This window comes from Haloarcula sp. CBA1131, assembly GCF_008728975.1.
Classification (GTDB): domain Archaea; phylum Halobacteriota; class Halobacteria; order Halobacteriales; family Haloarculaceae; genus Haloarcula; species Haloarcula hispanica.
Genome location: NZ_RPCY01000001.1, coordinates 1,899,634 through 1,925,584 on the forward strand (window position 1 = coordinate 1,899,634; position 25,951 = coordinate 1,925,584).

The window sequence follows — 25,951 nt, forward strand, 5'->3', positions numbered from 1 at the left end:
CCGGTAGCGGTGGGTCCGTCTTCAGTGATGGGAGCGGGTAACGCTACAATAACGGCATTCGTCGCTGGAGTCGTTCAGCGTCATGTGGTGTCGGGTTGGTTCACCATAGGTGACTCGTGGCACTCGATCACGAACCTGGCTCCGCCGCTCTCGCCCTCAGTGGCTGATATGTCCCACCCGTGGGCCTGCACGATGTCTTTAACGATAGCGAGGCCGAATCCTGTCCCCTCCGCGTTTGTGGTATATCCCTGTTCGAACACTGCGTCACGTTCTTCGCAGGGGATACCTGCCCCGGTGTCTTCAACGTAGAACCCGACCGCGTCGGGTAAGGACCCGGCTTTGACGGTCAGGTCAGCCGACTCGTTGTGCTCGACGCTGTTTCGGAACAGGTTTTCGAGCATATTCCGGAGCCGATTACGGTCGCCATCGATCTGGAGCGTTGTTTCGACGACGAGGGTCGCCCCGCCAGTCTCGACGCTCTGCCAGGCATCGTATGCGATCAGTTCGAGGTCTACCTCGTCGGTCTCAGTCACCGTTTCTCCTGAGCGAGCCAACGTGAGCGAGTCGTCGATGATCGACTCCATGCGCTCGAGTTGCTCCTGAATCGTCCCGATCGACGCGTCGTGGCTAGCGACATCGCTCTCAAGTAGGCTAAGTCGTCCACTCGCGACGTTCAGTGGGTTCCGGAGGTCGTGCGCAACGATGCTCGCAAACTGGTCGAGCCGTTCGTTCTGCCGTTCCAGTTTCCGCTTTCGCTGTAGTTGCTCGGTCACGTCTCGGGAATTGAGGACGATCCCCTCGACGAACGGGTCGGCGAGCAGATTTGTTGCGTGCGCTTCGATGAAACGCCAGTTACCCGCTGCGTCGCGGAATCGCACGACGTACGTGCCGGAGTAGCCGTAATCGTCGACGTATCTGGCCAGGTCCTCAACAACGCGCTGTCTGTCGTCGGGATGGATGTATTCGACGGCGTTCTCACCGACCAACTCGGGAGGTTCGTATCCGAGTATCTTCTTAACTGGCTGGCTGACGTACGTGAACTCCCCGTCTTCGTCCAGAACCGTCACCATGTCCGAAGACCGTTCGATGAGGCGCTGGAAGCGCTCTTCCGCGATACGGCGCTCAGTCACGTCACGGTAGATGAGCAGCTGTCCGATCACTGAGCCGGTTTGGTCGGTGAGCGTTGAACGGTTGATATCAAAGTAGTGTGGTCCGCCGTCAGCTTCGATGACGACATCGGCGTCGGCATTGCCGTCGTCGTCTGGTAGCGAGTCGTAGGACGGCATGACTTCCGACGCAGACCGGCCAATCGCCGTCCCTTCATCGTCGAGGAGGTCTGTGCCAGTCTCGTTTACGTCGACAAGCCGCCCGTCTTTATCAACGACGAAGACGGGATCAGACATCTCTTCAACGAGCGTGTGTCTCGCGACGGGCATCAGGTCGAGGAGGTCAAAGCGAAAGAGCGCGATAGCGAAGACAACCCCCGTAAACGTGAACGCGAACGCTGTCGGGTCAGCGGACCCCATCGGATCACTGCCGAAGACGAACACTAAACTCGCAATCAGCGGAATAATGCCGCCAAGCAACATCAACGTCGCCTGTGTTCGATACCGACCGCTTCGCTTGAGTCCGAAGAGCCCGACGATGACGTACGTCGTCCCTATCAGAATGTACTGGTACAGGAGATTGAACCAGAAGACGGGGCCGTTCACGCGCTCCGGACTCGCGAGCGGCGGTCCCTGCACGAACCCGTCGAGGGTCCACAGCAGGTTGTGTGACTGTGCAGTCACGACAAGCCCGAAAACGACGACTGGGGGAGCGAGCAGTAGCGCCCAGCGTCGGCGGGTCAGGAGTGATTCCCGGCCGCTGTATGTCAGCCCGAACCAGAACTGTGTTGGCCCGAGCCCGACCGCCCCGATGTATTTGATAACGAGACCGGTCCGGTACGTCGGCATTGTCGTGCTTGCCGACAGAACGCCGTTGCCGAGCGAATAAAGTGCGACAGAGATCATTATCGCGGCGAGCGGCACTGCCCCGCGTACACTCCGCCGACGAACGGCAATACCGGCAATTCCCAGGTTTATGCCGAACGCGATGAGGAGAACCCACGTCGGTATGCCTGGCGATAATCCCACACGTCAGCGTTGATTTAGGGTCGTTTTATAATTCCCCTCCAACTATCAAACTTGAATAAGTCTGTTCGACACCTCACATATTGTGTTAGAATCGGCCGTTTGTGCTGTATTTAACGGAAGATAAAAGACAGTAGCTCGGAACATCTGTTTCATTTATTGATATTTTGGCAAAGACTATCGGAAACAGATGGTAGTCTGTCTTGGCTATGGGCGGTGGTGAGTGGGGTACGCGATTCGACCCCGATCATTGTTGGGACGCACTGCCTATTTCGTGTCAGCGGGGCTCTCAACCCAGGGGCGGTTCCCGGCAGAGACGCTGTCCTGACGGATAGCTGGGTGAGGCAGTTGCCGTGTCGCGGATATCTTCGCCGTACAAGTAGCGAGGAAAGACTCTATAGCACCACTAACTGTTAACTAATCTCATGTATATGGGAGCTATGTCGGCCCTCTTGCAGCGATCCCTGGAGCCGATTCAGACGACCGTGTTTCGTATTCTGCTTGCGGGGCGCTCGGGATGTTTCGTTCGGTCGTCCTCGGTACGGTAACGGTGCCGGCGCTTGGGCTCTTCGTTTAAAACTGGTAGCGCCGGTCGTCCTTGTCCTGTTGCTGAGGGAAGTCGTTCCCGGTCATCTGGTCGAAGGTCATCCCCGAGAGGTACTCGTCGTACGTACAGTCGTAGCTCGACCGGAGGTGGAAATCCAGCGTCCCGCGGTCGACGGTCGACTGAAACAGCATATGGACCGCGCGCCTGACGAGTTCGTCCGGGTCGTCCGGGTCGAGTGCGACTGACAGCATCGCGAGTTCGTTGCGCGTCTCGCGGTCGATGGACAGTTCGAACTCGTCGTCGAAGTCGCCGTACGCCGCTTCGATATCATCCTGTAGATCGTCGAGGCTCATACGAACGGGGACGGTGAGCGCGAGGAAACCCCTTACGACTCGTCTGGGACCGCTCCCTCGAAACACGGATGTCTACGATTATAACATATGATAAATTATATCATGGACTGAACATAACGGTTGGTAGCGGTCAACTACCGAAGGATTCAGATTAGATAATGACAGGTGGTGGGGACGAGACAGCAGCGTCCAGCCAGCCCGACGGGCTGCTAGAGCGGCTTCACGCAGTCCTCCCGGACGTGTACACGCGTAACTACGTGGCGAAGTTCGCTGTCGCGCTGGCGGTAATCGTCGTCGTACTCGCAGCCGTCGGCTTCGGCAGCTACCTGCAGATACAGGACCGGGTCGTCAGCGACGCGGTGACGGACCTCGAAACGTCGGCCACGCATCGCGCCGACAGTATCGGGCAGTGGCGGACGACCACCGAGACGGAGGCCATCGCTATCGCAGCCGCAGGGGTGTACGTCACTGGGACGCCCGCAGATATCAGACAGTACCTTACGACAGCAGCCACGGCAGAGTCGTCACAGATTCGTTCGCTTCACTACGTCTCCACCGTCGACAACTCTCAGATAGTCGTCGCGAGCACCGGAACGAACACAGAAGGCCGGCCACCGCGGGCGGTCGAACCCGCGTGGGAGTCCCCTGTGATGGCGACGATGAACGGCTCCACCGACACTGGCACAGTGATCCACTCGACAGCATACGCGGACGGTGACAACCACTCGATGGCGTTCGTGACTCCCGTCTCCGATGGCGATGGAGCACTAGTGCTGGTTGCCCGGGTCCCGGTCGAGCAGTTTCAGGACGGGCGCGACGGGTTCGAGACGCAACTGCTCACTGGGGACGGAGACCCGCTTATCGGGGGCCAGGGTGGTTCCGTGCCCATCAGTCAGGACGGTCTCCGGGCCGCAACAGCGGGCCGAACGACGACTATCGAAACGGGGTCCCATGTCGCGACGTACACGCCCGTCAACGGTACGTCGTGGGTGGTCACGACGAGTGCGACGCAAGAGACACTGTACGGAACGAGTCGGCTCGTCCGCTGGGGCTTCCTCGCTGTCATCGGGACGGCAGTCGCCGCGCTGGGCATCGCGGGATATCTTTTCGGACGGCATACGGTTCGGCCCCTGAGACAGCTCCGTAACCGGACGCAGGCCATGGAACAGGGTGACCTCGGCGTTGACATCTCGACAGCCCGGCAGGACGAGATCGGGAGGCTGTACGACGCCTTCGGAAATATGCGGGACACACTCCGGAGTCAGATCCGCCAGGCCCAGGCGGCCCGCGAGGAGGCCGAGCGGTCGAGCCACGAACTCGAACGTCAGAACGAGCGGCTGGACGAGTTCGCGTCGACACTGAGCCACGATCTCCGAAACCCGCTTACGGTCGCCCGGGGCCACGTCGAACTGCTTGCGACGCGGCTGTCGGACCCGGAGACGGATTCGACCGACCTCCAGTCACACATCGAGAAACTCGAAGACGCACACGACCGTATCGAGTCCATAATCGACGACGTGTTGACGCTGACGAGAAAGGGCGCAAGCGTCGAGGAGACGGCCCCGGTTCCGCTGGAGGCCGTCGTCACCGATGCGTGGGACAACATCGACAACAAAAGCGCCAGCATCGAGGTCGCGGGCAGTCGAACCATCGACGCCGACCGGACGCGGCTCTTGCGAGCCCTCGAGAACCTGTTTCGCAACGCCCTCGACCACGTCGGCCCGAAGGTGACCGTCACGGTCGGGCTGACGGAACACGGCTTCTACGTTGCCGACGACGGGCCGGGGATTCCGAGCGAAGCGGTCGACAACATCTTCGAGTACGGTCACACGACGAGCGCGGACGGTACCGGGCTCGGCCTCTCTATCGTCAAGACCATCGCGGAGGCCCACGGTTGGCGGCTGTACATCGATACGACCTACCCCGACGGCGCGATGTTCGTGTTCGCGGACGTGTTCAGCGAGGACGAGCCGGACTGGTACGGGACCGAGTTCGAGTGGGGACGGTCCGAAGTCGACGACTGATACTGTTGGCTGTAACTACTGTAAGATATCCGCCATCTCAGGGCGGCGATTCTTTCCAGACGTACAGCCGACGGGATGGGCGGCAACGACCGCCACGCACAAATCGGGACAGGGCTAAACGGGGGTATGACCGACCAGTCGACAGCGACGGACCGTCATGGGGCCGTGCCCGCGGACCCGTCGGCTGTCCAGGACGCGCTCGTGGAGTGGTACGAGGCGGACCACCGCTCGTACCCGTGGCGGGAGACGACTGACCCCTACGAGATTCTCGTTTCCGAAGTGATGAGCCAGCAGACCCAACTGGACCGGGTCGTCGACGCCTGGGAGGACTTTCTGGACCGCTGGCCGACTGCGGCGGCCCTGGCCGAGGCCGACCGTTCGGATGTCGTGGGCTTCTGGACCAGTCACTCGCTGGGCTACAACAATCGTGCGAAGTACCTCCACGAGGCGGCCGGCCAAGTGGTCGACGACTACGACGGCGAGTGGCCCCGCGACCCGGACGGCCTCAGCGACCTGATGGGTGTCGGTCCCTACACCGCCAACGCCGTCGCCTCCTTCGCGTTCAACAACGGGAACGCCGTCGTCGATACGAACGTCAAGCGTGTCCTGTACCGCGTCTTCGACGTGCCGGACGACGATTCAGAGTTTGAAGCGGCCGCAAGCAAACTCATGCCCGGGGGCCAGTCGCGAGTCTGGAACAACGCCATCATGGAACTGGGCGGGGTTGCCTGCGAAAAGACGCCGGATTGTGACGGCGCGCAGTGCCCGTGGCGTGAGTGGTGTTCGGCCTACGAAACGGGCGATTTCACCGCGCCGGACGTCCCGACCCAGCCCGAGTTCGAGGGGAGCCGTCGACAGATGCGCGGCCGCGTCATCTCGGCGCTCAAGGAGTACGACGAGCTACAACTGGACCAGTTGGGGCCGCGTGTGCGCGTGGACTACGCGCCCGAGGGGGAGTACGGCCGCGAATGGCTCCGAGGGCTTCTGGAGGATTTGGCCGACGACGGGCTAGTCGATGTCGAGAACAGCGACGGCGAGGCGGTCGCGCGCCTCCAGCGCTGACCGCCAGTGGCATACACCCTTGAACCCGTGCGGTCAATACGTCCACAATGGCTGGCTTGCTGGGTTCGGTCGCTCTCATCGTCGTCGCAACCGCTGTCATCTGGAAAGGGAGCGCGTACTTCGAGCGGGCCGCAGAACGGCTGAGCAAGTACTACGGGTTACCGGTGGCGGTTCACGGCGCAATCGTCGTCGCCGTCGGGTCGAGCTTTCCCGAGATAAGTTCGGTCGTTATCAGCACCGTCGTCCACGACGAGTTCTCGCTGGGCGTCGGTGCAATCGTCGGGAGCGCGATATTCAATCTGCTCGTGATTCCGGCCCTCGCGGCGCTGTCGAGCGAAGAACTCCGGTCGACGCGTGACATCGTCCACAAAGACGCCCAGTTCTACGTCATCAGCGTCCTCATCCTGTTCATCGTGTTCGCGCTCGGGGCGACGTACGTTCCGGGCGGGACCAATCGGGCGGCTATCCTGACCCCGACGCTCGTCGCCGTTCCGCTCATGGCCTACGGTATCTACGTCTTCTTGCACCAGCAGGACGCCAGCGAGCACGTCGCAGACGAAACCCACAGCGTCCGTCCGGGACGGGAGTGGGGAATGCTGGGGGTCGGACTCGTCGTCATCACGGTCGGCGTCGAGGGGATGGTTCAGGGCGCGCTCGCCCTCGGTGTCATCTTCGACACGCCGACGTTCCTCTGGGGGTTGACCGTCATCGCCGCCGGGACGAGCCTCCCTGATGCCTTCGTCAGCGTCCGGGCCGCGAAAAACGACGACAGCGTCACGAGTCTGACGAACGTTCTGGGAAGCAATACGTTCAATCTGCTGGTGGCGATTCCCGTCGGCGTCCTCCTTGCAGGGCGGGCGACAATCGACTTTCTCGTGGCGATTCCGACGATGGGGTTTCTGGGGTTCGTGACGCTGGTGTTCATCGTGTTCATCCGGACGGACCTCGAACTCTCTGACCGCGAAGCGTACACGTTGCTTGGTCTGTACGTGGTGTTCGTCTGCTGGATGGCCCTCGAATCGGTCGGGCTCATCGAGACGGTCAGTGGTATCTGAGACGGATCGCGTTTGCTGACGCTACTCGTCGCCTTCTTCGGGCGACAGCTCGCGGGAATACACGGCCTCGTCGTAGGGATCGCCGCCGATAGTGAGTGTCCGAGTCTTGGTCCGCTCGAAGCCGAGGTTCTCGAAGAACTCCCGGCTCCGGTCGTTCGAGGCCAGGTCGAGCGCCCGGAACTGCTCAACGCCGTGTTCCAGAAAGATGTCTTCGAGCCGGTCGTACAGCGCCGTCCCGACACCCTCCCCGTGGTAGTCCGGGTGGACGTACAGCCGCAGCATCGTCCCCATCGTATGCATGGTGATGCCCTGGGTGAAGCCGATGATTTCGCCGTCCTGTTCGGCAACCAGTAACGTCGCCTCGATGTCGTCGAGGTCGTTGGCGGGGACGCCGCCGGCCCACCCGTGGAGCGCGCTGCCCAGCGGGTCGGCGTACCAGTCGGATATCGTCTCGTCGATGACGTCGGAGTCCAGCGAGTCGTAGGCGTCGTGCCACGCCGCCCGTGCGACCCGGCGGATGCCGTCGGCGTCGGCGTCGAAGGCTCGGCGGATGGTCGTCATGCGTGTCCCGACGACGGACAGACAGATTGTTCCGAGCGGGTGCCACAGTGGGTGGACTGACGCGATAGGCGGCGCAGTACCCGGGGATCTGCCAGATGCTGAATCGTGTCGCGTACCATAGATGCTGTGTCTATCGGTTCGTTTGGGCTATCATGGCTAATATCCTCTCCCCGGTGTGTGAACCATTCCCATAATCTATCATGGTTTATCATTAGGTTTATGTAGTTGACACCCATTGGTGGTCTTGTATGAGGACAGTCATCCTCGGTGTCATCGGCTCCGACGCGCACGTCGTTGGGATTACCATTCTGGAACGAGCGTTCGAAGCGGCAGGGTTCAACGTAGTCAACCTCGGTGTCCAGTCGTCCCAGTCGGAGTTCATCGACGCCGCGGATGAACACGACGCCGAAGCGATACTCGTTTCGTCGCTGTACGGCCACGCCGAGCAGGATTGTCAGGGGTTCCAGCAGCAGATCAACGAGGCGGGTCTGGACGTGACGACCTACATCGGCGGCAACCTCGCTGTCGGGCAGGACTCCTTCGAGGAGACGCGCGAGACGTTCAAAGCGCTCGGTTTCGACCGGGTCTTCGATTCGGAGACCGACCCTGAGGAGGCTATCGAGGCGTTGAAAGCCGACCTCGGCCACCGCTCCCGTGAGGAAGCGTCGTCCGAGAAGGTTCAGCTCGGCTCCTGAGCCACGGACTCCTTTTGCAGCCGTTAGCGTAGCGAACATGCGTAATCCGCCAGCCACTCATCGACTGCTGTCGTCGACCACGCACAGCCCGGGGTGCTTTACGACCAGGGTCCCTATGGAGTATAATGTCACACATGACAGCTGAGCTGAGTGACGGCACCGAAATCAAGAACATTCACGACGTGGTCGAGGGGTCGAACGGTGTCCATCTGAAGAAGGAGGTCGGCAGTGGCGGGCTCGAACGTGTCGCGTACATCCCGTATCCGAACCTCCTCTACGTCTACCACGACAACTGAGCGTCGGCCAGAGCGACCTTCATGGCCTGACAAACCGACAGCCGGAAAGGGACTAGCGCTGCGCCTCGTCTCCCCCATCGATATACCGGCCCCACTCCATAGACCCGACATGTCCGAACCACACATCGTCGGTGTCGTCGGCAGTCTCAGAGAGGAGAGCTACACCAGGGTCGGTATCGAGCGCGCGCTCGTCGCCGCCGAGGAGTTGGGGGCGACCACGGAACTGCTGGATCTTCAGGAATTCGACCTACCGGTGTTCGATGCCGACCATCGCGAGGTCGGCGACGCTGTCGAGTTCGCCGATAGAGTTCACGCGGCTGATTCAATTCTGCTGGGGACGCCGGTGTATCACGGGTCCTATTCCGGCGTGCTGAAGAACGCACTCGACTACTGTGGCTTCGACGAGTTCGAACACAAAACCGTGGGATTGCTAGCGGTCGCCGGCGGGGGCTTTCCCATCACCGCGCTCGAACACCTCCGCTCGGTCTGCCGGGCGCTGAACTGCTGGGTCATCCCGCATCAGGCCGCGGTTCCGAACGCACACAATCACATCGCTGACGGTCAGATAGTCGACGCCGATATCGAGGAACGCGTGACGTCGCTCGGTGAGGAAGCAGTCAAGTACGCGAACATCGAGCCGGACTCGGCGTGTTTCGAGAGTACGGAGAACGTCGGAGCGGACGATTAGCCGTGAGGACCGCTGTGCGTGTCCGAGCCGAAGGGGATCGCTGACGGATAGAAGGAAACGGTCAAACCGGCTCGCGCCCAAGTTTCAGGCGTGACTCAGTGGGTCGAGAATCCGACCGGTGGCCGGGACCGCGGGCCAGCCGCGCTGGTGCGTGCGTGGGTGGAAATACTCCGCCGTCCGCGGCGGTTCTTCCGGACCGGCGTCGCGCCGGGTGACCAGGCCCCGGGGCTGGTGTTTGCGGCGACAGTAGTCCTCTTCGAGGAGGTGAGCCGTTACGCCGTCGTCAAGCTGGCCCAGCGGGGACTGCTGTCTACGGGGCCGTTCGACTACCCCGCTATCGGTGGCTTCTCGCCCGGCGTCGCGGTACTGGCGCTGTTTGCTATTCTCGTGTTCGTCACGCCGGCGACGGTGCATCTGACGGCGGCGCTACAGACGCTGCTGTTGCTTCCCCTCGGACTGCTCCCCGTCGCGTCGGACCGCGGCGGCGTGAGCGAAACCGTCCAAGTGATGTGCTACGCGATGGCCCCCTGTCTGCTGGCGGGTCTGCCCAGCGCAGAAGTCCGGGTGCTCGTCACCGCCTGGGGCGCGGGCCTGTACCTGCTCGGCACTGCCGTCGTCCACAATATCCGGCTCCCCGTGGCCGCAATCGTCGGAGCCGTCCCCGCCGCAATTATTTTCGGCTACGGCTTCCGGGGCTTTCAGGCCGTCTCGGTGCTGGCCGCTGACTACGGGTTTTAGGGTCCGCCGGCGTGCGTTTCCACACGATGCTCAGTATCGACATCGACCAGTTCATGCTGGAACTCAAAGATGGAGCGTTCAAGAGCGTCGGCCCGTCGAACAAGGAAGCGACGATCAAGATGTACGATGTGGAGGGCGTCGACGTTCGCGAGTACGGCGACAAGCGCGTGAAAATTGCCTTCGAAGACGAACAGGGAAGCGAAATCGAGGTCGCTCTGTTCCCTGAACAGGCGAAAGCGGTCGCTTCAGGGCTCGAACTACTGGAAGAAGAGAGCGAGATGTTCGAATAGCGGCCCCGTTTGGTTCGTCCGGAATTCGACAACCGTTTTAGGCCCGACATGCTTGCACCGTGTAATGGGTTCGTGTATCATCTGCGGCAAATCTGTCGAAGGACGCATCTGTGACCTCCACGAGGAGGACGCCCTGTTCGAGTTCCGTGGCTCGCGTGCCGACCAGCTATCGGTCGACCGCTACTACCGCGGCAGTGTTGACGGCTTCGCCGAGTTCGGCGTGTTCGTCGACATCGGCGACAGCGTAACGGGGCTGCTCCACCGGAGCGAACTGGACCAGCGGCTCGATTCCCTCGACTGGGACTCGGGCGACACCGTCTACGTCCAGGTCAAGAACGTACGGGACAACGGCAACGTCGACCTCGGCTGGTCGATCCGCCAGTCCGAACGCGAGTTCCGCGGCGTCCTCGTCGACGACCCGGAAATCGGTCACTCCGTCCTGCTTGAGAACGAAGACGACGAAGACGAGACACAGTCCGACGATTCGGACGAGGAGGCGTCTCGACCCTCAACTGACGAGTCAGCGGGACAAAGCGACGACGAATCGGACGCGGACGAAGGCACCGAATCCGACGACAGCAGCGCCACGAACGCCGGCGCAGTCAGTCGGGCCAGCGATGACGACCGCGTCGAAGGCACTGCGGCCGTCGGCGGCAACGACAGCGGGTCGAACACCGCCGTCATGACCGAGTCCGACGAGGAAGCCGACGCAGAGAGCGACGAAAGCGAGGAGCAGACGGACGAGGCGACCACGGCCGAACCGGTCGCCGCGGCTATCGGCGATCTCGACGACCACGTCGGTGCGGACGTTCGACTGGAAGGCGAAGTCGTCGGCATCCGACAGACCTCCGGGCCGACGGTGTTCGAACTGCAGGACGAGACCGGCACTGTCGACTGCGCGGCCTTCGTCGAGGCAGGCGTCCGCGCCTACCCCGAGGTCGAAGAAGACGACTACGTCCGACTCTCGGGCGAAGTCCGCGAGCGTCGCGGTGAACTGCAGGTCGAGACCGAGGAGCTCGATGTCCTCGAAGCCGAGGAGCGCGAGGAAGTCGAACAGCGGCTCGCCGACGCCCTCGACGACGAGGCCCGACCTGACACGGCCGAACCGCTCGCCGATGATACGGCGGTTGCGGCCCTCTCCGATGATCTGGTCGAAGCGGCGACCCAGATCCGGAAGGCAGTGCTGACGGACCGTCCGGTCATCGTCCGCCACGCCAACACCGCGGACGGCTATCTCGCCGGCAGCGCGCTCGAACGCGCCGCACTCCCGCTGGTCACCGAGCAGCACCGCCGCGCCGACGCGAAGTACCACTACTTCGACCGGCGACCAATCGAGGGCGGCGTCTACGACATGGACGACGCGACGAAGGACACGACGACGATGCTCGACAACCGGGAGCGCCACGAGGAGAAACTCCCGCTGTTCGTCTTCGTCGCCGCCGGCGGCACGCGCGAGAGCCTTGACGGCTTCGACCTGCTGAACGTCTACGGCGCGCCGAGCGTCGTCATCGACGACATCGACGTCGACGGCGCGGTCGTCGACACGGTCGACGCCGTTGTCTCCCCCTCCGCTGACGCCGTTTCCGAGACCACCTCGACGGCGCTTGCGGCCAACGTCGCCGCACACGTCAACGAAGACGTTCGTGACGACCTGCAACACCTTCCGGCCGTGAGCTTCTGGGAGGACATCCCCGAGCCGTACGTCGAGGCCGCCAGCGAGGCCGGCTACGACGAGACCGCCGTGTCGGAACTCCGCGAAGCCGTCGCGCTCGAAGCCCACTACCAGTCCTACGAGGACAAGCGCGAACTCATCACCGACCTCGTGTTCGGCGACGACGAGGAGGACGTGGGCGGCCTGGCCGGCCACATCGCCGAGCAGTTCCGCGAGAAGGTCGACGAAGAGGTGTCCACCGCCCGGGCCAACCTCGACCACCGGACCGTCGGTGACGTGGACATCGCCGTGCTCGACACGGACGCCTTTACCCACCAGTACGAGTTCCCGCCGGAGTCGCTCCTGCTGGATGAACTCCACCGGGATGTCCGCGACGAGAGCGACGCCGTGCTCGGCATCTCGACGGACACGATGTACGTCCGTGCCAACGGCGACCTGGACCTGCACGAGCTAGTCAGCGAAGTCAGCGAGCGAGTTCCCGAAGGCGGCGTCGCGACGCGGAGCGTCCGCGAGGGGACCATCCGCTATCTGGCTGGCGAGCGCCCGGCCGTCCTCGACGCCACGCTCGACGTGCTGGCCGACGAACTGTAGCGCAGAGGACTTTTTCTATCCGCCGGCAGTCTGACCGGGCATGAGCGACGGCCCCGTCAACGAAGCCGACCTCGACTGGACCGACCACGACCACGGCGACCGGACGTTCAGGCGCAAGCAGCTTGGTGACGCCGCCGGGGGCGAACAACTCGGCGCGAGCCTCTATGCCGTCCCACCGGGGAAACGGCTCTGGGTGCGCCACTACCACGAAGGCAACGAGGAAGCGATATTTGTCCAGGCCGGGACCGGCACGCTCTGGCTCGGCCCCGACGCTGAGGAACACGCACTCAAGCCGGGCGATTTCGTCGCGCTTCCGGCCGGCGAGGAGAGTGCGCACGAAATCGAAGCCGGCGAGTCTGAACTCCGACTGCTGATGGTTTCGACGATGGAAGAACCGGATATCACCGTGTACCCCGACCGGGAGATGGTCGGGCTGTACGCCGGGTCACCCCCGGGCGGCGAGAAAGCGGACCGAACGCTGTCGACGTATCTCGACAGGAACGCGGAAAAAGAGTACTGGGAGGAGTGAGCCGCTATCGGCTGTCGACTTCGAACTCCGACAGCATCGTCTGGAGCCGTTCGGACTGCTCGGCGAGTGATTCGATGCTGGCACTGACCTGCGACATGGACGCGGCCTGTTCCTGCGCGGTCGCGGAGGCGGTCTCGGTCTCCGCGGCGGTCGCCTCGCTGATGTCCACGGCCTCCTCGACCATCGACACCGCTTCCTCGGTCGTGGCGGCCTGGTCGTCGGTCGTGTCGCTGATCTCCTGAATCCCGTCGTCGGTCGCCTCGGCGTTCTCGGCCACCTGCGTGAACGTGTCGACGACGTCTTCGACGGCTTCTGTACTCTCCTGCATATCCTGCTTTGCCCCCCGTGCCTCTGTGACCGTGGTTTCGGTCTGGGCCTGGGTCTCCGCGATGAGCTGTTCGATTTCGGTCGCCGATGCCTGGGTCTCCTCTGCCAGCTGTTTGACCTCGTCTGCGACGACGGCGAACCCATCGCCGCCCGACCCGTTTCCGGCCCGTGCGGCCTCGATGTTGGCATTCAGGGCCAGCATGTTCGTCTGCTCGGCGATGTCGCCGATGAGATCGACGATCTCACCGATCTCTGCCATCTTCTCGTCCAGTCGCTCCACGTTTTCGACGGTCGAATCGATGGCCGTCTGGACCTCTCGGGAGCCCGCTATCGCTTCCTGTGCGGTCTCCTCGCCGTCGTCCGCGATCTTGGCTGTCTCGCGGGACCGTTCCGCGACGGTTTCGGCCGAAGCGGCGACCTCCTCGACGGTGGCTGACAGGTCGGTCATCTCGCTTGAGACGGTTTCGAGCATCTCACGCTGGTCGACCGCCCCGCTGGCGATGCCCTGAATCGATTCGCTCATGTCTTCGCTGGCCCCCGTTGCCTCGTTGGCACCGGCCGTGGCCTGGTCGCTCGTCGACGCGACCTCCTGCGAGAACGTCTGTATTTCGGCCATCGCCGACTCCGTCTCCGTCATCATCTTGTTGAACGACTCGGCGATCTGTGCCATCGCGTCACTCTCGCTGTCGGGGTCAATCCGGACCGTGAGGTCTCCGTCGGCCGCCCGGGACATCGCCGCGCTGTAAGCGTCGGCCGTGGCTTCGAGGTGCTCGTTGAACTCTTCGACCTCTTGCTGTCGGGCCTCGGCCTCGGCTTTTGCCTCCTCGGCTTCGGCGATAGCCTGTTCCATCTCGGCTTTCTTCTCCTCCAGGTTTTCGACCTCTTGGGTCTTCTCTCTGGCCTGTTCGAGTTGTTGTTCCGCCGCTTCACGGGATCGCTCGGTCGACGACCAGTGCGCCATCAGCGCCGCGGCCAGCATCAGAACGAAGCCCGCGTGGATGAACGCCCACACCCACGGGTTGTTGATCGCCGCCGAGTGGTTGTACACCCGACTCGGGTCGATCATGCCGAAAATCCCGTGCTGGACGGAGACGTACCCGATGCCGAGGAAGAACGGCAGCCAGTCTTCGTAGACGGCAACCACAGCCATCACGATGAAAAAGTGGAAGTGAGCCTCGATGTACCCGCCGGAGAAGTGGACCAGGAACCCGGACGTCGTGACGAGTCCCATCGTCGCCAGCGCGGTTCGCGTTCGCCGACCGAACCAGGGCAACCTCGCTAACACGGCGAGGCCGACGACGACCCCGACCTCTGCGAGAACGTGGAGCGTGTCTATCTCGGGAAGCGTCGCGCCCGTGACGAGCGACTCAGTTCCCGAATACAGCCCGAGTGCCAGCAGGAACGGCACATGCGCAAGCAGCAGAATGAGGATATTACGGTGTCGGCCGCGCCATGTCTCGTCGGGGATCGTATCGCCACTCGGAATGTATGCAATGAACTCCTGGAACCGTTCCGTCGGCGTCAATTCCCGGGAGCGAGTTTGTGCAGACCCACTGGTCGTGTCTGGCATATATACACAGTCGAGGAGAGCAATGACTAAAAGACTCCCCTGGCAGTATCATTCGAAATAACGGGGTAGAGCGCCTGAGACGGGGCTTCAACGACTCTGGAGTTGTTTTCAGACAGCTCATTCGCTGCCGACTGCGACCCGGGTCCCGCTACGTATCAGTCGCCGAGACGGACCTGGCTGCCTTCTTCGCACCGTAGTACGCCCACTCCGCGCTGTAACAGAACACACAGCCGCGGAAGGTCGGTCGGTCGGGGCTCCTGGTGTCGTCCGTTTCGCTTCTCATACCTCTCTTTGGTGTGACAGCACAATGAACCCCACGGCCACCCCCGTCGCTGACGATACCCGAGCGACACGCTTATTCGGCCGAGACGCCGATTTCGCACAACGCCGATGAGCACGGAGACGCCGGACCCAGACGAGACAGAGACCTTCCAGCAGGTGTGTGCGGAGCTGGTCGACCGGATTCTCGCAGGCGAGGTCGAGCGCGACGACGTCGAATCGGCCAAGATAGATGTCTGTCGAGAGTATTCCGCGCCGAAAGTGCCGAAAAACTCCGAACTGCTCGATTACGCGCCACAGGAGCACCGCGAGGTGCTGGAGGAGGTCCTCCAGCGCAAGCCCGTTCGGACTGCCTCGGGTGTCTCCCCTATCGCTATCATGACCTCACCCGAGCGGTGTCCTCACGGGAAGTGCCTGTACTGTCCGGGCGGCCCGGATTCGGAGTTCTCCTCCGCGCAGTCCTACACCGGCCACGAGCCCGCGGCCGCACGCGGCGAACAGAACGACTACGACCCCTACGGCCAGGTGACCCTCCGACTCAACCAACTGCGGGAGATCGGCCATCCTGTCGACAAGGCCGAACTCATCGTGATGGGCGGGACGATGACGGCCCGGAGCCACGACTACCAGGAGTGGTTCGTCAAGCGGGCCCTGGAGGCGATGAACGACTTCGACGTGGACGGAGAACCGACGCCCGCGGAGGACGTGAGCTTCGCCGAGGACGACTACGAGTTCCGGTATCTGGAAGATGTCATCGCGGAAAACGAGACCGCTGACGTCCGCAACGTCGCCACCACGTTCGAGACGAAGCCGGACTGGTGTGATCCGGAACAGATCGACCGGATGCTCGACCTCGGCGGGACGAAAGTCGAGGTCGGCGTCCAGACGACCTTCGAGCGGATCAACCGCGAGATGCACCGCGGCCACGGCGTGCAGGCCTCCATCGACGCGAACCGCCGCCTGCGCGATTCCGGGTTCAAGGTGGGCTTTCACATGATGCCAGGCCAGCCCGGGATGTCCAAGGAGATGTGTCTGGAGGACTTCCGGCGCATCTTCGACCAGACGGACTGGCGGCCCGACTACCTCAAGATATACCCGACGCTGATTGTCGAGGGAACCGTCACATACGACTGGTGGCGCAACGACGAGTTCGACCCGCTTTCCAACGACGAGGCCGCCGAACTGGTCGCCGAAATCAAGGACATGATTCCCCGCTACACCCGCCTCCAGCGCGTCCAGCGGGACATCCCGGCGGACTTCATCGAGGGCGGCGTCTGGAAGTCGAACCTCCGCCAGCTCGCCTGGCAGCGGATGGAAGAGCACGACTGGACGTGTGACTGTATCCGCTGTCGGGAGGCCGGACACAGCGACGATGCCGCCGAGAACATCGAACTCGACGTGATGACCTACGAGGCCTGTGGCGGCACGGAGCATTTCATCTCCTTCGAAGACTTCGACAACGACGTGCTCGTCGGGTTCTGTCGGCTCCGGTTCCCGAACGATCCGGTACGCCGGGAGCTACAGGACGCCGCAATCGTGCGCGAACTCCACGTCTACGGCAACGCCGTCGGCGTCGGTCAAGAGGGTGACGACGAGGACCACCAGCACAAAGGCTACGGCAAGAAACTGCTGGAAAAAGCGGAAACACTGGCACGGGACGCCGGCTACCCGAAATTGGCCGTTATTTCCGGTATCGGCGTCCGGCAGTACTACCGGGAGAAGCTGGGGTACAAGCAGGACGGCCCATACGTGAGCAAGCGTCTCTGATAGCCTCACAGCCTCAGTCTAATTCTTACCGGCCTCAGGTGCGCCCCTGAGCGTCTCATCGATAGATTACAGCCGCGCTGTTGTGGATCCCGCCAGCGAGAGATGCTTTCATCGCGCGACGAGTGACGGGCGCTGACCGAAAGAACAGCCGCCGTTTGAGGTACTATATGTATACCGACGTGCCAGCCCTGTGGGCCGGGTGCGCCGAGTGAGCCATTACTTGTAATGCCACCTTTCAGCCCTTATTAGGATAGAACCGGCGGTAGCGGACGGTATACGCGATAATAGTACCTTACTCTGCGATTCGTTCCCGCTAACTAATTACCATACTGTCATCGCCCCTCCCATGGGTAAGATTACGGGCCTGTGGCTATCAGCGATGACGCTACTGGCTGTGGTTGCGGTGTCGACGGCCCCGGTGTTCGGGCCGGGTGTCGCAGCCGCGTCCAACCACAATACAGAGACCGCCGAGGGACCGGCCATCCAGGCACAGGATGCCGGACTGATAGACACGCGCGTGGACACTGGACAGAAGAACACGCCGGAGCCACAACTCTGGGTTACGTTCGAGAACACGGGTGATGCGGAAGGCAGCGTCCCGCTCACCGTCGAGGTCGGCGGCCAGGAAGTGACGGTCACCCGCGCTGATGAAGTGGCCGTCGGGGTAGGTGAGACGAGGAACCTGACCACGACCTACGTGTTAGAGACCACGGACGGCGGCTATATCGAGAACGGAGAACACGAGGTGACGGTCAACGGCGAGTCCGCGGGGACGCTGGTCGTCGGGCAGCCGAACATCACCGTCACGGACCACGCCTGGAACACGACGACAGTCAGCGAAGGCGGGGCCGTCAAACTGACCGTTACGGCGGAGAACACAGGAGCCGTGGCCGGACAGCAAGATGTTTTCACTACCGTTGATGGACAGTCCGTCGACGCTATGTCTTTCAATTTAGGGCCCGATGAGTCCGCGTCGGACACGTACGTGCACACGTTCGAGAACACTGGAGAGTTTGAGTTCGGCACCACGGGCGAGACCCGGACCATCACCGTGGAGGAATCCAGGCGGTTCACCGTCGACTACTCGCGGCTAAGTGACGACTCGACGGTCACCGGCGAGCCCGTCGACCTGACGGTCTGGATACAAAACCCCAGAGGCGGGGACGGGTCGGCGACAGAGGACGTCGTTCTGCAGACTGACAGCTCCGAAATCGCCACCCGGACCGTCGAAATCGAGAACGGCGATACGGAGACGCTGGAGTTCTCACCGAGCTTCGACAGCGAGGGTACTTACGACCTGACGATAAACGGCGAATCGGTCGGGACTGTCGACGTTGCGGACGAGGGCTCGCTCCAGATTCAGGACGCCGGGCTCATCGACACCCAGGTCAATACTGACACGGACACGGGTGGCATCGGGACCCGCGAGCCGGAGCTGTGGGTGACGGTGGAGAACACTGGCGGACAGACCGGAACGATTACGCTGCCTATCGAAGTTGGCGGCACACAGGTTGGCCAGGAGTCGGTAACGGTCCCGGCCGGAGAGACAGTCAACGAGACACTCCTCTATCGACTCGAAGGAGCTGTTGACGAGGGCGACCACGAGGTCACGGTCGACGGCGTCATCGCCGGCACCCTGACTGTCGGCCAGCCCGATATTCAGGTCACCGACGCGAAGTGGAACAGAACAACGGTCACCCGGGGCGACGCGGCAGAACTGACGGTGACGGCCAGAAACGATGGGACCGTGACCGCGAAGCAGGAGTTCTGGGTCGAAACGGAGAATGAAGCCGTCGACGCCGTCTCGTTCGATCTGGAACCCGATGCATCCGATACGGACACGTACGTGCACACGTTCGAGGAGCCCGGCACGTACCAGTTCACGGTCGGTAGCGAGACTCAGACCGTCACGGTGGAGCAGCCAGCGACGTTCGAAGTCTCCGAAAGGGCGCTGAACACGACGAGGGTGGGCGAGGGCGAGAGCGTCGCGGTGACCGCGACGGTTACGAACACTGGCGACCAGACCGGTACCTACGAGGTCCCGCTTACAGTCGCTGACGAGCGGGTGAACGCCACGGAACTGCAATTAGGCCCTGGAGAATCGACGACTGTCTCGTTCACGGAGTCGTTCACCGCCGTCGGCACGTACCCTATCGACCTCGACGGCGAGCGGGTCGGAACAGTTCGAGTCTCCGAGGCGACGACGTTCGAAACCACTAGCGTCGACCTGAACCGGACGAGCGCTCGGACAGGCGAACCGATTGAGGTGACTGCCACCGTTGTCAACAACGGCGACGAGACAGGGACCTCCCCGGTGCGCCTCCAGACCAACGACGACATCGTGGACACGAGGAACGTCACGCTCTCGGGCGGTCAACAGACCGAGGTCTCCTTCGTCTACGTCTTCGAGAGCGGCGGAGAGTACGACGTGGCGGTCAACGGTGACTCCGGCGGAAACATCTCAGTGACCCAACCCGCGACGTTCGAGGTTCGCGACGCCCGACTGAGTAATTCGTCCACCGAAACCGGCGAGTCAGTGGACGTGACAGCGACTGTCGCAAACGTCGGGACAGAGAGTGGGAACTACACCGCGGCGCTTACAGAGACCAACCAGACGCTCAAGTCCAGAACTATCGGCCCGATTGCCGGCGGTGAAACAGTAACTGTCTCCTTCAGTATCTCCTTCGACAACGAGGGCAACCGCTCGCTCGCTATTGGCAACGCCGCCACTGAAACGCTTGCTGTCGAAGCCGAAAGCAGTAGTGACGGCGGTGGCGGAGGCGGTGGCGGCGGCGGAGGCGGTGGCGGTGGCGGCTTCGATCTCGACGACGAGTCGGACGAGACCGACGACGGCGGCGGCGCAGAGGCGCCCGCGATCTCGCAGTCCCAGATCGACAACGGAGTCACTGTCCGAGTGACTGCCGACGCCGCGAACTCGACGGTCACCCAATCGCTGAACCGCTCCGGGCCGTCCGAGACCGCGCCGGCGTTCACCCTCTCTGCACTCTCGCTCGACGTGACCAACGACAGTGATGGGTTCAACGCGACGATGCTCGGCCCGCAGGCCACGCCGAACAACATGACCGAAGTTCAGGCAGACGGTGTGCGTGGGTACGTGACCGTCACTTCCGGCGCAAATGCGTCTGCCATCAGCCGGGTGAGGTACACCCTGCGGCTCAACGAATCGGCGCTGCCGACCAACGGATCGATGGACGCCGTCCGGGTGTTCCAGTACCACAACGGGTCCTGGAGTCAGCTACCCAGTAGCGCCAACGCGACGAATACGTCTATCCAGGCGTCATCGTCCAACCTCTCGACCATCGCTGTCGTCTCCCCGGTCGCTAATACGTCCACCCCGACGACGACAGCCAGCTCCTCGAATACGAATGCATCGACGCCGACGCCCGCAGAACTCACTGTTGCCGATGCATCCCTGATGGCTGACTGGGTCCGGGCCGGCTTCAACACATCAGCGCGAGCGACCGTCGAGAACCCGACCGACGAAACCGTCGAACAGACGCTGACGGTCACTGTCGACGGCGACCCGGTCGCTTCTCGGACCGTTCGACTCGACGCCGGCGAACAAACTACCGTGACGATGGAGTTCGAAGCTGTCGACGGCGCAGTCGCGGTCAACGGCGTCAGTGCCGGTGACCTCCGCGTTGGCTCGAACTCGGCCCCGAGTACGGGCGGGTCCGGGACTGCCGAGACTGGTGAAAGCGGCGGCGGTGCGGAGCCAGCCTCCGAGACGGTCTCGGCCTCCGGGCCCGGATTTACTGTCCAGTTAGTCACACTTGTGCTGGCGTTAATCGGCGGTCTCGTCCGAGTCCATCGTAGGGTGTAGAGGTCGTACGGACGGCGGATTTTCCGGCCACACTACCGGTTCTGTGTACGAAGGACGACCTTACCGAGGGTTTGGCTGCTGGGTAACTAATCCTTTACTCGCGTACCTCCCTGTATGAGCGAGGTCAAACAACTCTTTGCTGCTGTCACTATCGTTTTCGGCACCGCTGCGCTCGCGTCCGTATTCGCTGTCGGCAGCGTGGGTGCCTCCGGCGCCGGCCCCCAGAACGGTGTATCGGACGCCGCAGTGAGCACACCCGGAGCCGCCGTCGAATCTATTATCGAATCCGACTCTGAGAGACTGCTCGGGCAGGTAAACGAAACGGACGCACCGACCGACGGCGAGCAGACTGCGGAGGCCCAACAGACGCCGACGGAACAGCCACAGACAGACTCCGAAGAAACCGAAGACCCGACCGACCAGACGGAGGAACCTACGGAGAGCCCGGAGACACCGACTGAGAGCGAGGAAACGGAGGAATCGACCGAAAACGAAGAAACGGAGGAGCCGACGCAAACCGAGAACCCCACAGAAAGAGAACATACCGAGACACAGACCCAGACTGAAGAGCCGAATGACAGTGAGGAGACCGAGGAACCGACGGACGATGGAGAGACTGAGCAACCAACGGACAGTGAGGAGACCGAAGAACCAACGGACAGTGAGGAAACTGAAGAACCAACGGACAGTGAGGAAACTGAAGAACCAACGGACAGTGAGGAGACCGAGGCACCGACGGACAGTGAGGAGACCGAGGCACCGACGGACAGTGAGGAGACCGAGGCACCGACGGACAGTGAAAGAACTGAGAACGGTACACAGGAGGAAACTGAGGCGGATAGCGATGTCGGCGCTGCCGACACTGACGACTCAGGTGGCAACTCCGACGACGATACCGACTCCAGTGGAGACGGTTCGAACGACTCAGGCGACTCCGACAATAGCGGCTCCGAGGACTCTGACGGCTCGGACAACGACGATGACTCCCAGTCTGACGGTGGAATCTATGACGAGATCACGGGGTTGGATGGCAATGAAAACGGGACGTCGACCGATGGGACGAACGCAACCGCGCGGAACGGAACAACAGGCGGGGGCGCGCCTGCCGGCAACACGACCGGCGACGGAAACGAAACCGCCGGATTCGGAACCGAAGTGGGTACCGATGGGGAACCCACTCCCGAAGGTCAGGGGAACGCCGATTTGCAGATTAGGGAGGCCTCACTGTCGGCTGACTGGGTTCGGGCCGGGTTCAATACGACCGTGCGAACGACAGTAAAGAACGCCCGTCCGCGGCCAGTCAACGAGACACTGACGGTGACGGTCGACGGCGAACCGGTGACGACGGACGAAGTGGCGCTTGAGCCCGGTGAGGAGACGGTCGTCGAGACAGAGTTCGAGGCGGTCAACGGAACCGTTCGGGTCAACGGCGAGACGGCGGGCCCACTCACAGTCGAAAACCAATCCATTCCGGCCACTGACAGCGATGACAGGGCAACGACCGCGGCACAGGGCCCCGGGTTCTCACTCCGCCAAGTGGGCGTCGGTGTCGCGATACTCGCCGTGGTCGGCTGGACGCGTCGGGGTCTCCGACGCCAGCGGGACCGCTGAACCGGACCACTGGCGGGCGGTCCGAACTGGTTGTGTGGTGGATTTTTACTCACACCGTCCGACTGGCACGTATGGCTCGTAACCTCGCAGTCGTCGGTGCCGGTGGTGCCGGTGCGGCGGCAACGTACGCGCTCCACGACGCGGAAGTCGACGTAACAGTGTTCGAGAAGAGCCGCGGCGTCTGCGGGCGCGCCGCGACCCGGCGGCACGGCGACTGCACGTACGAGTACGGGGCGAACTATCTCAAGGCGGACGACGGGCGCGTGACGGAACTGGTCACGGAGGCGCTCTCGACCGAGGGACTCGTCGATATCGAGGAACCGGTGCACGCGTTCGACAGGACCGGGGAAATCGACGCTGGACGGGACGCTGACGAACACAAATGGACGTACGAGGCGGGCATTACACAGCTTGCAAAGCGACTGTTCGACGAGACCGACGCCGAAGTAGAGAACGGCGTCCGGGTCGAACGACTGGAGCGGCAGCGCGACGGCTGGCGGCTCGAGGACGACGACGGAGCGGACCTGGGGCACTTCGACGCCGCGCTGCTGACACCGCCGGCCCCCCAGACAGCAGATTTGCTGGGACAGTCGCGGTGGGATCACGACGACTGCCGGGCGCTTCGGCAGGAAATCGCTTCGGTCCCCTATCGAACGGTCATCGCGGGGGTGCTGCACTATCCCTTCGAAATCGACGTGCCGTGGTATGCCGCGGTCAACAGCGACAAGGACCACGACATCGGCTGGGTCGGCCGCGAGGAGTGCAAGGACGGCCACGTCCCCGACGGCGAGTCCCTGCTGCTGGTGCAGATGAACGAACCGTGGTCGATTGCGAACTACGACGAACACCCCGATACGCTCGTCGACGACATCGCGACGCGGACGGCTCGACTGCTGGACGACGACCGGCTTGCCGACCCCGACTGGACCGACCATCAGCACTGGCGCTACTCCCAGCCCGAGGGCAAGGTCGACCACGATCTGCTGGCGTGTGCCGCCGAGCACGACCTGTACTTCGCCGGCGACTGGGTGGCCGGCGAGGGGCGACTCCACGCGGCGTTACGGAACGGACTGGAGACGGGCGAGGCAATCGCCGACAGCGGGTAACGGAACGCCTTTGGGTGCCCGCCGACAGCCACCGACATGGACCACAAGCGGGAACTGACGAGCGTCGACCTCGCCGCCCTGGAGGGCGAACTCGCCGGCTACGAGGGCGCGAAGCTCGACAAGGCGTACCTCTACCCCGAGGACGACCTCGTCAGACTGAAGCTCCGGGACTTCGACCGCGGGCGCGTCGAGTTCCTCATCGAAGTCGGCGACGTCAAGCGCGCCCACGCTGCCGACCAGAGTCACGTCCCCGACGCACCGGGCCGCCCGCCGGACTTCGCGATGATGCTCCGGAACCGGCTGTCGGGCGCTGACCTCGTCCGCGTCGAGCAGTTCGAGTTCGACCGCATCATCGAACTGGAGTTCGACCGCGAGGACGCGTCGACGACTATCGTCGCGGAGCTGTTCGGCGACGGGAACGTCGCCGTGCTGGACGAATACGGCGAGGTCATCGACTGTCTTGAAACGGTCAGGCTCAAATCCCGAACCGTCGCACCCGGGACGCCCTACGAATTCCCGTCGGCGCGGTTCAACCCGATGACTGTCGATTACGACGGGTTTGTCGCTCGCATCAAGGAATCCGACGCTGACCTCGTGCGGACGCTGGCGACGCAACTGAACTTCGGCGGCCTCTACGGCGAGGAACTGTGTACCCGCGCCGGCATCGACTACAACGTCGCCGTCGACGACCTCGATGAGTCCGATTTCGAGCGGCTGTACGAACTCATCGACGAGATGGGGACGCGCCTGCGTGAGGGAGATGTCGACCCGCGGGTGTACTACGAAACGCTCGACGACGGTGACGGTGCAGGCAACGGGGAATCCGGCGATGACCCGGACCGCCGGCGCATCGACGTGACGCCGATTCCGCTGGCGGAGTACGAAGAACTCTACAGCGAATCTTTCACGGAGTTCAACCCCGCGCTGGACGACTACTTCTTCAATTTCCAGCGGGAGGAGGAAGTCGAGGGCGGCGAGACACAGCGCCCGGACTTCGAGGCCGAGATAGAGAAACAGCAGCGCATCATCCAGCAACAGGAGCAGGCTATCGAGGACTTCGAAGCCGACGCCGAGGTCGAACGGGAGAAGGCCGAGCTGCTGTACGCCAACTACGACCTCGTCGACGACGTGCTCTCGACGGTGCAGGCCGCCCGCCAGGACGACGTGTCCTGGGACGACATCGAGGCGAAGTTTGACGAGGGGGCCGACCGCGGCATCGCGGCCGCCGAAGCAGTTGTCTCGCTTGACGGGAGCGAGGGGACGGTGACCCTCGACATCGACGGGACGCGGGTCACAGTGGACGCCTTCACCGGCGTCGAGAAGAACGCCGACGAACTGTACAAGGAGGCCAAACGCATCGAGGAGAAGAAGGAGGGCGCGCTCGCTGCCATCGAGAACACCCGCGAGGACCTCGAAGCGGTCAAAGAGCGGCGCGAGGAGTGGGAGGCCGACGACGGCGAGGACGAAGCCGATAACGACGAGGCCGAGGACGAACCGACGGACTGGCTCTCGATGCAGTCCATTCCGACCCGGTCGACCGAGCGCTGGTACGAGCAGTTCCGCTGGTTCCACACCTCGGACGGCTTCCTCGTCATCGGCGGCCGCGACGCCGACGACAACGAAGAACTCGTCCAGAAGTATCTGGAGGGCGGTGACAAGTTCTTCCACGCGCAGGCCCACGGCGGCCCGGTCACGGTGCTCAAAGCGACCGGTCCCAGCGAACCGTCCAAAGAGGTGGATTTCCCGCAGTCTTCACTGGACCAAGCCGCACAGTTCGCTGTCTCGTACTCCTCTGTCTGGAAAGACGGGAAGTTCGCCGGCGACGTGTACATGGTCGACCCCGACCAGGTGTCGAAAACGCCGGAAAGCGGCGAGTATCTGGAGAAGGGCGGCTTCGCCGTCCGCGGCGACCGGACGTACTTCGAGGGCACGCCGGCCGGCGTCGCCGTCGGTATCACCTGCGACGACGAGACGCGGGTCATCGGTGGCCCGCCAGCGGCTATCGAGGGACAGGCCGCGACGAGCATCACTGTCGAACCGGGGCAGTACGCCCAGAACGACATCGCTAAACGACTGTACCGGGAGTTCAAGGATCGCTTCGCCGACGAGACGTTCGTCCGCAAGGTCGCCAGTCCGGACCAGATACAGGAGTTCCTGCCGCCCGGCGGCAGTCGGATGACCGAGGAGTGACGATGTCGGAGCAGAGAGCACACC

Annotated in this window: 20 protein-coding genes; 15 read left to right on the forward strand and 5 right to left on the reverse strand. The window is 62.9% G+C overall.

What is annotated here, in order from left to right:
- Positions 1-80: 80 nt before the first annotated feature.
- Positions 81-2,135: a histidine kinase N-terminal 7TM domain-containing protein gene (locus tag Har1131_RS09710; protein ID WP_151146130.1), complete on the reverse strand. Its 2,055-nt coding sequence runs from the start codon at positions 2,133-2,135 to the stop codon at positions 81-83.
- Positions 2,136-2,705: 570 nt separating this feature from the next.
- On the reverse strand, positions 2,706-3,032 hold the full coding sequence (locus Har1131_RS09715; RefSeq protein WP_050007613.1) for a hypothetical protein: 327 nt from the start codon (positions 3,030-3,032) through the stop codon (positions 2,706-2,708).
- A gap of 158 nt (positions 3,033-3,190) precedes the next feature.
- Between Har1131_RS09715 and Har1131_RS09720 the strand changes: the two genes are divergently transcribed.
- From Har1131_RS09720 to Har1131_RS09730, 3 genes are all read left to right on the forward strand, one after another.
- Positions 3,191-5,056: an ATP-binding protein gene (locus Har1131_RS09720; RefSeq protein WP_050038112.1), complete on the forward strand. Its 1,866-nt coding sequence runs from the start codon at positions 3,191-3,193 to the stop codon at positions 5,054-5,056.
- 126 nt (positions 5,057-5,182) lie between these two features.
- Entirely contained in the window at positions 5,183-6,118 is a 936-nt protein-coding gene (locus Har1131_RS09725) for an A/G-specific adenine glycosylase (protein WP_050038299.1), read from the forward strand.
- Between the two features lie 47 nt (positions 6,119-6,165).
- Complete coding sequence (locus tag Har1131_RS09730) at positions 6,166-7,173, forward strand: sodium:calcium antiporter (RefSeq protein WP_014040437.1); 1,008 nt, start codon at positions 6,166-6,168, stop codon at positions 7,171-7,173.
- A gap of 21 nt (positions 7,174-7,194) precedes the next feature.
- Here the strand turns inward: Har1131_RS09730 and Har1131_RS09735 are convergent, their stop codons facing one another.
- Positions 7,195-7,734 carry a GNAT family N-acetyltransferase gene (locus Har1131_RS09735; protein WP_014040436.1) on the reverse strand — a complete coding sequence of 180 codons (540 nt, stop codon included), beginning with the start codon at positions 7,732-7,734 and terminating at the stop codon, positions 7,195-7,197.
- A 248-nt stretch (positions 7,735-7,982) separates the two neighbouring features.
- On the opposite strand from Har1131_RS09735, the gene glmS reads away from it, so the two are divergent.
- The 7 genes from glmS (at position 7,983) to Har1131_RS09765 (ending at position 13,233) form a co-directional block, all read left to right on the forward strand.
- The gene (glmS, locus tag Har1131_RS09740) at positions 7,983-8,429 is read left to right on the forward strand and encodes a methylaspartate mutase subunit S (protein WP_014040435.1); all 447 of its coding nucleotides are present in this window, start codon (positions 7,983-7,985) and stop codon (positions 8,427-8,429) included.
- A 134-nt stretch (positions 8,430-8,563) separates the two neighbouring features.
- A complete protein-coding gene (locus Har1131_RS21745; protein ID WP_162470422.1) occupies positions 8,564-8,725 on the forward strand; it encodes a hypothetical protein in 162 nt (53 codons plus the stop codon).
- Positions 8,726-8,834: 109 nt separating this feature from the next.
- Positions 8,835-9,413 (forward strand): NADPH-dependent FMN reductase, encoded by a 579-nt coding sequence (locus Har1131_RS09745; RefSeq protein ID WP_050038111.1) that lies wholly within the window; start codon positions 8,835-8,837, stop codon positions 9,411-9,413.
- A 90-nt stretch (positions 9,414-9,503) separates the two neighbouring features.
- A complete protein-coding gene (locus Har1131_RS09750; protein ID WP_050038110.1) occupies positions 9,504-10,151 on the forward strand; it encodes a YIP1 family protein in 648 nt (215 codons plus the stop codon).
- A 26-nt stretch (positions 10,152-10,177) separates the two neighbouring features.
- The gene (locus Har1131_RS09755) at positions 10,178-10,441 is read left to right on the forward strand and encodes a hypothetical protein (protein ID WP_004592637.1); all 264 of its coding nucleotides are present in this window, start codon (positions 10,178-10,180) and stop codon (positions 10,439-10,441) included.
- A gap of 64 nt (positions 10,442-10,505) precedes the next feature.
- Positions 10,506-12,704 (forward strand): DHH family phosphoesterase, encoded by a 2,199-nt coding sequence (locus Har1131_RS09760; RefSeq protein ID WP_050038109.1) that lies wholly within the window; start codon positions 10,506-10,508, stop codon positions 12,702-12,704.
- A 40-nt stretch (positions 12,705-12,744) separates the two neighbouring features.
- Positions 12,745-13,233, forward strand: a complete 489-nt coding sequence (locus tag Har1131_RS09765) for a cupin domain-containing protein (RefSeq protein ID WP_014040431.1) — start codon at positions 12,745-12,747, stop codon at positions 13,231-13,233.
- A 4-nt stretch (positions 13,234-13,237) separates the two neighbouring features.
- Here Har1131_RS09765 and Har1131_RS09770 read toward each other — a convergent pair whose 3' ends face one another.
- Entirely contained in the window at positions 13,238-15,130 is a 1,893-nt protein-coding gene (locus Har1131_RS09770; RefSeq protein ID WP_050038108.1) for a methyl-accepting chemotaxis protein, read from the reverse strand.
- A gap of 148 nt (positions 15,131-15,278) precedes the next feature.
- Positions 15,279-15,413 (reverse strand): hypothetical protein, encoded by a 135-nt coding sequence (locus Har1131_RS22525; protein ID WP_014040429.1) that lies wholly within the window; start codon positions 15,411-15,413, stop codon positions 15,279-15,281.
- A 107-nt stretch (positions 15,414-15,520) separates the two neighbouring features.
- Here Har1131_RS22525 and Har1131_RS09775 point away from each other — a divergent pair, with 107 nt between their 5' ends.
- The 5 genes from Har1131_RS09775 to rqcH all read left to right on the forward strand — a co-directional run bounded on the left by Har1131_RS09775 (position 15,521) and on the right by rqcH (position 25,927).
- Positions 15,521-17,176, forward strand: a complete 1,656-nt coding sequence (locus Har1131_RS09775; protein WP_151146136.1) for a tRNA uridine(34) 5-carboxymethylaminomethyl modification radical SAM/GNAT enzyme Elp3 — start codon at positions 15,521-15,523, stop codon at positions 17,174-17,176.
- Positions 17,177-17,522: 346 nt separating this feature from the next.
- On the forward strand, positions 17,523-21,020 hold the full coding sequence (locus Har1131_RS09780; protein WP_225308102.1) for a CARDB domain-containing protein: 3,498 nt from the start codon (positions 17,523-17,525) through the stop codon (positions 21,018-21,020).
- Between the two features lie 114 nt (positions 21,021-21,134).
- Positions 21,135-22,631, forward strand: a complete 1,497-nt coding sequence (locus tag Har1131_RS09785) for a hypothetical protein (protein ID WP_151146148.1) — start codon at positions 21,135-21,137, stop codon at positions 22,629-22,631.
- 71 nt (positions 22,632-22,702) lie between these two features.
- Positions 22,703-23,737, forward strand: a complete 1,035-nt coding sequence (locus tag Har1131_RS09790) for an NAD(P)/FAD-dependent oxidoreductase (RefSeq protein ID WP_050038104.1) — start codon at positions 22,703-22,705, stop codon at positions 23,735-23,737.
- A gap of 36 nt (positions 23,738-23,773) precedes the next feature.
- Positions 23,774-25,927: a ribosome rescue protein RqcH gene (rqcH, locus tag Har1131_RS09795; RefSeq protein ID WP_151146166.1), complete on the forward strand. Its 2,154-nt coding sequence runs from the start codon at positions 23,774-23,776 to the stop codon at positions 25,925-25,927.
- The last annotated feature ends 24 nt before the right edge of the window (positions 25,928-25,951 follow it).